The 7,847-nt window shown below is 72.3% G+C and carries 7 protein-coding genes and 1 pseudogene; 3 read left to right on the top strand and 5 right to left on the bottom strand.

Features of this window, described 5'->3' with window-relative positions:
• The 4 genes from ureA to ACGFYY_RS12965 form a co-directional block, all read right to left on the bottom strand.
• Positions 1-481: urease subunit gamma (ureA, locus tag ACGFYY_RS12980; protein ID WP_393708926.1), on the bottom strand; the 481-nt coding region annotated here is incomplete at its 3' end.
• A gap of 548 nt (positions 482-1,029) precedes the next feature.
• Positions 1,030-1,611: a TetR/AcrR family transcriptional regulator gene (locus tag ACGFYY_RS12975; RefSeq protein ID WP_393708924.1), complete on the bottom strand. Its 582-nt coding sequence runs from the start codon at positions 1,609-1,611 to the stop codon at positions 1,030-1,032.
• Between the two features lie 113 nt (positions 1,612-1,724).
• Positions 1,725-2,894: an agmatine deiminase family protein gene (locus ACGFYY_RS12970; RefSeq protein ID WP_393708922.1), complete on the bottom strand. Its 1,170-nt coding sequence runs from the start codon at positions 2,892-2,894 to the stop codon at positions 1,725-1,727.
• 113 nt (positions 2,895-3,007) lie between these two features.
• Positions 3,008-3,598, bottom strand: coding sequence for a hypothetical protein (locus tag ACGFYY_RS12965; protein WP_393708920.1), 591 nt, complete (start codon positions 3,596-3,598; stop codon positions 3,008-3,010).
• A 115-nt stretch (positions 3,599-3,713) separates the two neighbouring features.
• On the opposite strand from ACGFYY_RS12965, the gene ACGFYY_RS12960 reads away from it, so the two are divergent.
• The 3 genes and pseudogenes from ACGFYY_RS12960 (at position 3,714) to ACGFYY_RS12950 (ending at position 6,499) form a co-directional block, all read left to right on the top strand.
• Complete coding sequence (locus ACGFYY_RS12960; protein ID WP_393708918.1) at positions 3,714-4,316, top strand: TetR/AcrR family transcriptional regulator; 603 nt, start codon at positions 3,714-3,716, stop codon at positions 4,314-4,316.
• 239 nt (positions 4,317-4,555) lie between these two features.
• A pseudogene (locus ACGFYY_RS12955) lies at positions 4,556-5,522 on the top strand (agmatine deiminase family protein).
• Between the two features lie 80 nt (positions 5,523-5,602).
• Positions 5,603-6,499, top strand: a complete 897-nt coding sequence (locus tag ACGFYY_RS12950) for a DUF4436 family protein (protein ID WP_393708916.1) — start codon at positions 5,603-5,605, stop codon at positions 6,497-6,499.
• Positions 6,500-6,671: 172 nt separating this feature from the next.
• On the opposite strand, the gene ACGFYY_RS12945 is transcribed toward ACGFYY_RS12950, so the two are convergent.
• A complete protein-coding gene (locus ACGFYY_RS12945) occupies positions 6,672-7,721 on the bottom strand; it encodes a hypothetical protein (RefSeq protein ID WP_393708914.1) in 1,050 nt (349 codons plus the stop codon).
• Positions 7,722-7,847 lie beyond the last annotated feature (126 nt).

The raw sequence follows: 7,847 nt of genomic DNA, 5'->3' as shown, positions 1-7,847 counted from the left end.
AGGCCGCGGCCCGATCGAAGTCGAGCCGCGGGTTCGCCTCGAAGAAGTGGAAATGCGAGGTCACGCTCACCGGAACGGCGGCGGTGTTGCGCACGGCCAGGATCACCATCGGGTTCGGCGCGGCGACCGTGTCCGAGGCGGGCAGGACCGCCCCCGGGGCCCGGTCGTCGCGCTCCTGAGCGCCGAAGGGCTCACTGATGGCGGCCAGGCGGGTGCCGTCCTCGAAGACGGCCTCGACCTGGATCTCGGTGACGATGTCGACGACCCCGGGAAGCACGTCGTCCGGGCCGAGGACGCTCCGGCCCCGCTCCAGGGCCTCGGCCAGGCGCAGCCCGTCCCGCGCCGCCTCGCACACCGTGTCGGCGATCAGGGCGGTCGCCTCGGGAACGTTGAGCCGCAGGCCGCGTGCGTGCCGGGCGCGGGCCAGTTCGGCGGCGGTGAAGAGCAGGAGCCGGTCACGTTCGGTGGGGGTCAGGGGCATGACGTCCCCCGACCGTCCCGCCCGGCGCGGACGCCGGTCGAAACCATCATGATCATTCCTTCCTCCGGAAGGCGGGCGAGGGAATGGCCGGGGCCAGGACATCGCCGTCCGGATGTGTGGTGCGCGAGGCGACGACCGAGGGCCGGTGGCGCGCGGGGGACGCCTCAAGGGGTGCGTCGAGGAGTACGGGCCGGGCGCGGGCCCGTGAGGTGGCACGGGCCGGCCGGCGGTCCGAAGGGGCGGGAGGTTCGGTCCGCCCTGCTCGGAATCCTCACTCTGGCATTGACTGAAAATTCAGTCAAGAGTCTGAACAGACCTGGGTCCGCAAGGAAACATGGGCGTCCGGAGGGAGACGTGCGGGTGGCGGGCAGGAGTCGGGCGGAGGGTGGCGCGAGGAGCGCAGGGCCGAGACGGCCTGGCGCGCAGAGGCCGGCCGGTCCGGGCCGCGCTAGGGCGCTGCGGGGAGGGGCCGGGGTGCGGAAGGGCCGGGGCAGGGAGAGACCGGGGCACGGCAGGGCCGGGGCGCGGAGCGGCCCCGGCGGGCGTCGTCAGCCCCGCCCGAGCCCGGCCAGCTCGGCGTCGATGGCGCCCCGCATCAGCTCACGGGCATGGTCGATCTTGATGCCGCCGCTCAGCCAGCGCATGCTCAGCCCTTCCAGCAGGGCGGTGAGCCGCTCGGCGGCCGCGGCGAGGGCGGAGGCGGGCACCATCGGCTGGACCTGGCCCAGCAGGGCGGCCACCTCCTGGACCCACACCAGGGTCGCCCGCGCCAGGTCCTCGCGCAGGACCTCGTCGAAGACGGCGCTGGCCCGCAGTTCGCCCCAGGCCGAGCTGTTCTCCCGTACCTCCACGGTGTCCTGGAGTTCCAGCAGGAGGGTCTCCTCCAGCTCTTCGCGCGGCGTGAGCGGCGGGTCGTCCGGGTCGCGGTCGGTGGTGTAGCGCTCGGCGCGGTCGTTGATGAACTCCAGCGTCTGGCGCAGGACGCCCGTGCGGTCCTTGAAGTGGTAGTAGATCAGGGCGGTGGAGACGCCGGCCTCGGCCGCGAGTTCCTCCACGCGCAGCCCGCGCACACCGCGCCGGGCGATCACCCGAGCGGCGGCTTCGAGGATCTGAGTACTACGAGACGACATGCTCCGCACCCTACCGGGATGATCGGGTGCGTACGTACGCGGCCCGTCACCAGGAGTGCCGGACGGCGCGCGGGTCGCCCCGGCGGGCGGGGCCGACCGGGGCGGCCCGGCCATCAGAGCGCCGGCGGAACGGCCGGGTGGGACTGGGTGGCGCAGTGGATTCCGCCGCCGCCGGAGGCGATGCCGTCGATCGGGAGCTGCTCGACCCGGTAGCCCGGGTAGGAGGCCCGGAGGATGGCGTGGGCGACGTCGTCGGCGACGCTGTCGCCGAACTGCGGTGCGATCACCGCGCCGTTCGCCGTGTAGTAGTTGGTATAGCTGGACAGGAACTCCTCACCCCGGCCGCGGATCTCCCGCCGGTCCGGTCCGGGCAGTTCGGTGACGGTCAGACGGCGACCCCGGGCATCGGTGGCGCTCCGCAGCGCCCGCGCGGTCTCCTCGTAGACGGCCACCCACTTCTTGTCCGCGCCGGGGCCGGGCTTGTCGAGGATGACGTGGCCGGGGGCGACGAAGCGGGCCAGGCAGTCGATGTGACAGTCGGTGATGTCCTCGCCGGCGAGGCCCGGCACCCAGATCACCTTGTCGATGCCGAGGGCCGTCTTCATGGCCTGCTCGACCTGAGCCTGACTCATGCCCGGGTTCCGGTTGGCGTTCACCATCGAACTGACCGTGGCCAGCAGGGTGCCGTCGCCGTCGGTCTCCAGCGACCCACCCTCGCCGACGAAGCCGGCGCGGATCCGGTTCACCTCGTACTCGGCGAGGAGCGTGCGCGCCGCCGCCGCGTCGTTGGCGAAGGGCTGCGCGAACTTGGTTCCGGCCTTGCCCCAGCCGTTGAAGTCGGTGTCCACACCGGCGACGGCGCCCGGGGCGACGACGAAGGTGGGCCCGAAGTCGCGGATCCAGAGGTCGTCGTTGGGGATGTCGATGACCTGGATGCCGTAGTAGGCGCCCGGTCCGCACTGGTAACGGGCCTCGGCGACCTGGCCGGGGCGCGCCAGCATCACGACCGGCTCGTAGCGCGAGATCACGTGGGCCACCTCGGCGATGTCCCTGCGTACCGCCGCGAGGCCGCCGCCCCAGACCGAGGAGAGGGCCGGCCAGGCCATGTACGTACGGATGTGCCGGTCGGTCTCGGCGGGCATCCGGAGCGCGCCGGTGCCGTTCGGGGCGGCCGAGGCCGTCTGCACCAGCGAGGGGAGGGTGGCGCCGAGGGCCGCCAGCGGCAGGGCCGCCGCGCCGAACTGGAGCACTCGGCGGCGCGAGGTGCGGGGGTTGATATCCATGGTGACTCCCTGATGAGGAGGGGCGGGATGGACGGCATCCTGCCTTAACTGAAAATTCAGTCAACCCTTTCGCGTGTCGCGACGTCGCGCGGACGTGGTTCCACTTCGGGGGATCAGCTCTTGCGGAAGTGGTCGACGGCGATCGTCACGGAGCCTGCGGAGGTCGCCTCGACGAGCCGTACGATCGCGAGTTCCCGCTGGTCAGGGCTTCGCACACAGAAGGGGCGCTCCTTGGCGAGCACCTTGAAGGGCAGGGTCGTCACGGGCCGGGTCTCGATGCCCCGGGCGCAGTCGTCCGGGGTCAGGTCTCCGTTTCCGTCGGCGACGTACGCGTCGGACTCCTCGGGCAGCACGAAGGCGTCGGAGCCGCGCGCGAGGTACCAGGCGGCGCTCTCGACGGGGACCACCTTCCCGGCGCGCAGGTCGAACTCGTAACCGGAATCCGGGGCGGTGAGCTCGGCCTGCGGATATCCGGGCACGTACGCGGACGCCGCGGGCCGGGAGGGGGACGCGGCGGGTTCCGCGCGGACGGGCCGGACGGCCTTCAGCGCGATGGGTCGGCCGCCCGGCGTGTACGCCAGGTAGACCACCCCCATGCCGCCGGAGCCGAGCCGGGCGTGGAGGCGATAGCCACCGATCTCGTGGGGGTCGTCGGCGGACAGGGCCGTGAGGACGGACTGTACGCCGGGAAGCTGAGCGAACATGCGGTGGCTCTTTCAACGATGCGGCAATGACCTGGGCCGCATCGTGCCGCTAACTAAAGTTTCAGTCAATGTGTGACAATGCGAGACGCACACTGCCAGAAGGGAGGATCGACCGGTGTCGGATCGAAGAAGGGCCATCCTCGAGGGCGCCGCCCGGGTCATCGCCAGACGCGGGGTCCGCGGGCTGCGGGTGACCGATCTGGCGGCCGAGGCCGGCGTGTCGACCGCCCTGATCTACTACCACTTCCAGGACCGGACCGGAATCCTGCGGCACGCCCTGGCCTTCATCGGCGACCGGGCCGACCGCTACACGGGGGCCGCCGGCGAGGTGGGCGCCGCGCCCTCGACCGCGGACCCGCACCGGCTCCTGGAGCGGATCCTGCTGCTCGAATTCCAGGACCTGCCCGAGGTGCGCGAGAACAGCACGGCCTGGGGAGAGCTACGGGCCCACACGATCTTCGACCCGGAACTGCGCGAGGAGCTCACCGCGGCCGGCGCGGCCTGGGTGGAGGAGGTCGCCGACCTGCTGGCGGCGGTGTGCCCGGCCGCACCCGGCGCCGCCGTCACCGCCGCGGCCGAGCGACTGACGGCCCTCCTGGAGGGGCTGAGCAGCCGCTGGCTGAGCGGCCTGCTGCCCGCGGCGCACGCGCGTCACCTGATGCGCGGGGCGATCGAGGTCGAGATCGGGCAGCTCGGTACCCGGGCCCACGAAAATTGACTGAAATTCCAGTCAGTGCGACAGTGGTCGACATCCGCCGCACCCCTCGTGTCGTTCACTCCCCCACCCGCCGGTCCGTCCTCCGTACCTTCGCCGGGATCGGCGCCGCCGTCTTCGGTGCGGCCGCCTGCGGTCCCGCCGAGTCCGGCGAGCAGCCCGGACCCGGCGGCTCGCCCCAGCCCGCCGCCGACGGAAAGCGCCGGTTCGGCGCCGAGTGGGAGAGCCACACCCGCACCTTCATGTCCTGGCCGGCCCTCGCGTCGGTCTGGGAGCAGGATCTTCCCTACGTACGCGAGGACATCGCCCGGATCGCGCGGGCCGTCGGCGGCTACGAGGAAGTGATCATGATGGCCCGCCCCGACCAGGTGGACGCGGCACAGAAGGCCGTCGGCTCGCAGGTCGAGGTGATCCCGCTCGCGGTCGACGACCTGTGGGCCCGGGACACCGTCCCGGTGTTCGTCGAGGAGGGCGACAAGGTCGTCGGCGTCGACTTCAACTTCAACGGCTGGGGAGGCAAGCAGGAGCACACGAACGACGCCCAGGTGGGGCGCCAACTGCTGCAGAAGTACGGGATCCCCCGGGTCCAGGCCCCGCTCGTCGCCTGAGGGCGGCTCCTTCGAGACCGACGGCGAGGGCACCCTGATGGTCACCGAGAGCTCGATCGTCAACGACAACCGCAACAAGGGGAAGTCCCGGGACACCATCGAGGCCGAGCTCAAGCGGACCCTGGGCGTCCAGAAGGTCATCTGGCTGGCCGGCGTACGCGGCGAGGACATCACCGACGCGCACGTGGACAGCCTGGTCCGCTTCACCGCCCCCGGAGTGGTCCTGTTGGACCGCGCCCACCCCAGCACCCCGCCGGACTCCTGGTCCCGCTCCGCCGACCAGGCGAAGTCCGTCCTGTCGGAGTCGACGGACGCCCGCGGCCGCCGTTTCGAGGTCATCGACCTGCCGCAACCCGACCTGAACCGCATCACCGGTGAGGGCGACGACTTCGTCTCCACCTATGCCAACTTCTACGTCGCCAACGACTCGGTGTTCATGCCGCAGTTCGGGGACCGCAAGGCGGACGACCGCGCCCGCGGCATCCTGCGGGAGCACTTCCCCAAGCGGGACGTCGTCATGGTGAAGATCGACACCATCGCCTCGGGCGGCGGCGGCATCCACTGCTCGACCCACGACCAGCCCGGCAAGCCGGCCGCCTGATCCGGCAGCGGCCGCGCCCCGCTCCGCACCACCCCGTACGCCGCACCCCAGACCCCACACCCCGCACCTCCGGAGCCACCTTGTCGAACTCCCACCGCCCCGCACGACCCGTGCGCCGTGTCCCGCTGCTGCCGGGCATGGTCCTGATCGCCATCGTGGCGGCGGGCACCGTGGGCGCGTGGCTCCAGTTCGGGGAACGCCAGGCCCTGGACACGGTGTACACGGCGGGGCGCGCCGACCGGGACCGCGTCGACATCAGCGCCACGATCCAGCGCGTCGACGCCGCGGGCCGCGAGATGACCTTGCGCGTCCTGGTCACGCCCCGGGGCGCTCTGGCCGAGGCCGACGGGGTCTCCCCCGCCGAGGACCTCACGATCCAGACGTCCACGGCCACCCGGGGCGATCTCAGCTTCAAGGCCCACCAGCGCATCGCCACGACGGACGTACCCGTGGCCCTGACGGGCGGCTCGATCACGGACTACCCGTTCGACTCCTACGGGGCGGACGTCGAATTCGGGGCGGTGCTCGGTGGGGAGAAGGTCCCGGTCCGGGTGACGCTCTCCAACAACGACGTCCTCTTCGCGGCGACGGTCGACGCCTCGACGACTCAGGGCATCGCGGTCCTCGACATCGGTCTGGCCCGGTCCACCAGCGTGTTCATCTTCGCGATCTTCATGATGCTCGCGATGTGGGCGCTCGCCGTCTCGGTCCTGATCGGCGGCTGGTACCTGGTCACCCGCCGCAAGGGCCTGACCTGGCCCGCCCTCGGCTGGATGGCCGCGACCCTCTTCGCGCTGGCCGCCTTCCGGAACACGGCCCCGGGCTCCCCGCCCATCGGCTGCCTGCTCGACTACATCGCCTTCCTCTGGGCGGAGACGGTGATCGCGTTCTGCCTCGTCACCGTGGTCGTCGCGGGCATCCGCGCCGAACCCCCGGCGACGGCGCCCTCGGACGCGGCCTCGGACACCCCCTCGTAGGCAACCGTCGGCCGGCGGAGAACACCCCCGCAGATCGCCCTCGCGGGCGAGCCCGTTGCCACAGGCCTGCCCTGGGCGGGACCGGGACGGCCTGGCCCGCTCCCGCGACGGCCGCCGTAGGTGCGCTCCGCTGACCGCGCCGTACCGGGTCCACCGGATCGCCCCGCGCAGCTCACGGCACGGGCCCGGCTCCGGCCTGACCGGAGGCGCCGAACCCCGTGAGGTGACCTCCCGGTCCCCTCGCCTCGCCGTCCGGGTCGGGGTGCGGCTGCAGCCAGCCGCGGATGGCGGCCTGGACGCCGGCCTGGAACCGGGTGTCGGCACCGAGTTCCTCCAGCATGCGGGTGATCCGCCGGCGGGCGGTGTGCACGTGCACACCGAGCCGGCGGGCGATGGTCTCGTCCTTCAGACCGGAGGCGAGCAGCCCGAGCAGTTCGCGCTGGTCCGCGACGAGCGGGCTACCAGGGCTGCCCACGGGGGTGGCGCGCGCCCACAGGGACTCGAACAGAGGCAGCGCGGCCCGGTGCACCAGGGAGTCGCCGAACACCAGGGCCGCCCCGTCGGCTCCACGGACTCCGTCCACCCCGTCGACTCCGTCGTCGCCGCCTGGCTGCGGGGGCAGCAGGCACGTACGCCTGTCCACGAGGACCAGGCCCGTCGGCAAGCTCCGACCGATCCGGGCCTGGAGGCCGAGTCCGGTGAGGGCGATCAGTTCCTTCGCCCGGTCCGGGAAGTCCGTGCCCCGCCGATCGGTGACGGTCCGTACGACGACGCCGCGCGCCAGCAGACGGCGTATGCGGTCTTGTCCGACCGCCCCGAGCGCCCCGAGCGCCCCGGCGACCCCGACCTCCCGGGCCTCCCCGGCCTCTTCCCGGCCGGGAGACTCAGGTGCTCCTTCCGTGCGGTCGAGGATCAACACCTCCGTCTCCGCGGCGTCGAGCAGGGTGTCGAGGCGGGCCCGGGCGGCGTCGGTGCCGTTGAGGATCTCGATGCCGGCCACGGCGTCGGGGGGTGGCGCGGGCTGCGGCGGAAGCCGGTGGGCCAGCCGGTCGGCGTAGGAGCGCAGTGAGTTGAGGTCGGCCGACTCCTGGTGCAGGAGGGCTTGCCTGCGCTGGATGAGTACGCGCAGCACGGAGGCCGGATCGGCGGCCGTGTGCGTCCCCGGCCAGCTGTCTCCCTGCGTGCGGGCCGGGGTCCTGTCGTGCGGGTCGGTTTCGATCATGCCGGGGATTTTGACCGCCTTCACAGAGCCCCCACAAGTGTGCATGGCCACTTCTGAGGGGGTCCCGGCTCTGGTCGGCAGCCGTCCGCGCCGCTTGCATGGCGGCAACTCACAGCAATGCATCAG

The sequence above is a fragment of the Streptomyces sp. NPDC048331 genome, from assembly GCF_043201215.1.
GTDB lineage: Bacteria > Actinomycetota > Actinomycetes > Streptomycetales > Streptomycetaceae > Streptomyces.
Note: the sequence above shows the minus strand (reverse complement) of the source record. Positions and strands in the feature narration are given on the sequence as shown.

What these genes read in the sequence shown, in the direction of transcription:
- ACGFYY_RS12975 (WP_393708924.1), bottom strand. Translation starts at nt 1,611, where the DNA reads ATGTCGTCTCGTAGTACTCAGATCCTCGAAGCCGCCGCTCGGGTGATC.
- ACGFYY_RS12965 (WP_393708920.1), bottom strand. Translation starts at nt 3,598, where the DNA reads ATGTTCGCTCAGCTTCCCGGCGTACAGTCCGTCCTCACGGCCCTGTCC.
- ACGFYY_RS12970 (WP_393708922.1), bottom strand. Translation starts at nt 2,894, where the DNA reads ATGGATATCAACCCCCGCACCTCGCGCCGCCGAGTGCTCCAGTTCGGC.
- ACGFYY_RS12945 (WP_393708914.1), bottom strand. Translation starts at nt 7,721, where the DNA reads ATGATCGAAACCGACCCGCACGACAGGACCCCGGCCCGCACGCAGGGA.